Raw genomic sequence first — 2,095 nt, forward strand, 5'->3', positions numbered from 1 at the left:
CGCCACCTCCGGATTCGGTGGAAGCGCCGACGGCGCATCGACCGTCGGACGAACCGCCGCGTCCGAATTTTCGACCGTTCGCCGAAACGAAGTGAACGTGTCCTCGATTCGGGCGACCGGGACGGGCAAGTCGTCCGGGTGATACAGCGTGTGGTCCCGGAACGACTCGACATCGGGATTCGTTTCGATCCTTTTCAGTCGGGCCGTTACCGTCCGTTCGACGGCGCGTTCCTCCGGGGTTGGAGCGGCCTGAAAGCTCACGAAATCCGCGTCGATAGCCGACGCGAGTTCAGGGACGACCGTTTCCGGGCGGGCGTGACGAACGATCAGTTCGGACCTCAACTCGCGGAGCGACGTTCGGAGGTCGGCGACGCTCTCCCGGAGGAACCGCGTCCGGTAGCCTCCCGTTTTCTCGTACCGAAACGAGTTCGTCCCCCCGTAGTCCCGCGAACCGAACCTCCGCGGATCGAAACAGTACACACAGCAGAGTCGCTCGGCCTCGGTCGCGGCAGCGAGTGCGTGATTGTCCCGAACGCGGAGGTCAGTTCGAAACCAAACGAGCGCGGTTTCCATGCACCCGATTCAGTCCGCGAGCACTTCGTCTATCTCCCTAACTGAGTCGATTACGTGGTCAGGCTGGATCTCCGATCCCGCGAGCACGTCCGGCGACGTCACGCCCGAACGGACCAGCACCGTCGTCGCGCCGATCTCCTCGCCGAGGGCGATGTCCGTGTCCAGTCTGTCGCCGACGACGAGGCAGTCCTCCGCCGAAACGCCGAGATGGGACAACGCGGCCCGTCCCGCGTCCGGCGACGGTTTGCCGAGGACGTGATCCGGTTCCCTGCCCGCGACGCCCGCGATGGCGTTGATGATGGCCCCCGAACCCGGGACGAGTCGCTCGTGAACCGGAATCGTCACGTCCGGGTCGGTGCCGACGAACGGGACGTCGCCTTCGAGCGCCCAGAGCGCGGCGGTGAGGTCGTCGTAGTCGAACTCGCGGTCGATCGAGGCGACGACGAGTTCGGCGTCGTCCGGGTCCTCACACACCACGAACCCGCGTTCTTCGAGCAGTTCGGAGAGATACCCCTCGCCGACGACGAGGGCGTCGTGTCCTTCGTACTCGGCTTCGAGGAACTCGGCCGTGACGAGCGCCGACGTGAGCACGTTTGCGTCGTCGATGGCGATGTCGGCGGCGGCAAGCCGTGAGACGTAGTGTTCCGGCGGTTGCGTCGGATTGTTCGAGAAGAACAGGAGGTTCGTTCCCTGGTTTCGAAGCGTTCGAACGGCCTCGGCCGCGCCGGGGACGCCGTTGTTTCCCCTGACGAGCGTCCCGTCCACGTCGAGAATCGCGCCACGATAGCGGGTCATTTGGTGGGACAACGGACCGGGGGATGTTGAGTCGTCCGGTGAGATGGCGGCCGAATCCGTCAATCAACGAGACGAAACCATCCCGATAGACGGCAGAATAAAGGCACCTGACTGACAGTCTTAGGACAATGGTTTCGCGACCGCGACGCGTTCCGTTCACCGTGTTTCCCGAAGTGTCACGGCAGCGACGACGGGCGTTTCTCTATCTCGCTTCGTTTGCCGGGGTCATCGTGCTGTACACCGTCGCGTACATGTGGGGGATGGAGACGTACGAAGGGGTACATCGAACCGCGCTGGAGGCGTTCGGTATCGTCATCGAGACGTTCACGACCACGGGGTTCGGCGTCGACGCGTCGAAATGGACGACGCCGCAGATGCACCTGCTCATGGCAGCGATGCAGATCTCCGGGGTACTGCTCATCTTCATGGCGCTCCCGGTGTTCGTCGCGCCGTGGGTACAGGAAGCGCTGCGCGTGAGTCCGCCGACGGCCATCGACGACGTGGAGGACCATGTGGTCATCTGTGGCTACTCGCCGCGCGCCGAGACACTCATCGACGAGTTTCAGTCGTGGGATAAACAGTACGTCATCATCGTCCGGAACCGGGACGAAGCGCTCGACCTGTACGAGCAGGGAATCTCGGTGGTTCACGGCGATCCGGAGTCAGCCGACGCGCTCCGAAACGTCCACGTCGAGGACGCCTACGCCGTCGTCGCCGACGCAACCGA

General features: G+C 64.0%; 3 protein-coding genes. 1 reads left to right on the forward strand and 2 read right to left on the reverse strand.

The features are described 5' to 3' along the window. On the reverse strand, positions 1-573 hold a 573-nt coding region (locus WBV42_RS02340; protein ID WP_423984603.1), incomplete at its 3' end, for a deoxyribodipyrimidine photo-lyase. Positions 574-582: 9 nt separating this feature from the next. After that, positions 583-1,368, reverse strand: coding sequence for an HAD-IIA family hydrolase (locus tag WBV42_RS02345; RefSeq protein WP_423984604.1), 786 nt, complete (start codon positions 1,366-1,368; stop codon positions 583-585). Between the two features lie 128 nt (positions 1,369-1,496). Between WBV42_RS02345 and WBV42_RS02350 the strand changes: the two genes are divergently transcribed. Continuing rightward, the coding region (locus WBV42_RS02350) for a potassium channel family protein (RefSeq protein WP_423984605.1) at positions 1,497-2,095 on the forward strand (599 nt) is incomplete at its 3' end.

Source organism: Haladaptatus sp., assembly GCF_049589095.1.
In the GTDB taxonomy this organism is placed as follows: domain Archaea; phylum Halobacteriota; class Halobacteria; order Halobacteriales; family Haladaptataceae; genus Haladaptatus.

Excerpts from the sequence above, each read along its gene's own strand:
- WBV42_RS02345 (WP_423984604.1), bottom strand. The coding sequence starts at position 1,368 with ATGACCCGCTATCGTGGCGCGATTCTCGACGTGGACGGGACGCTCGTC.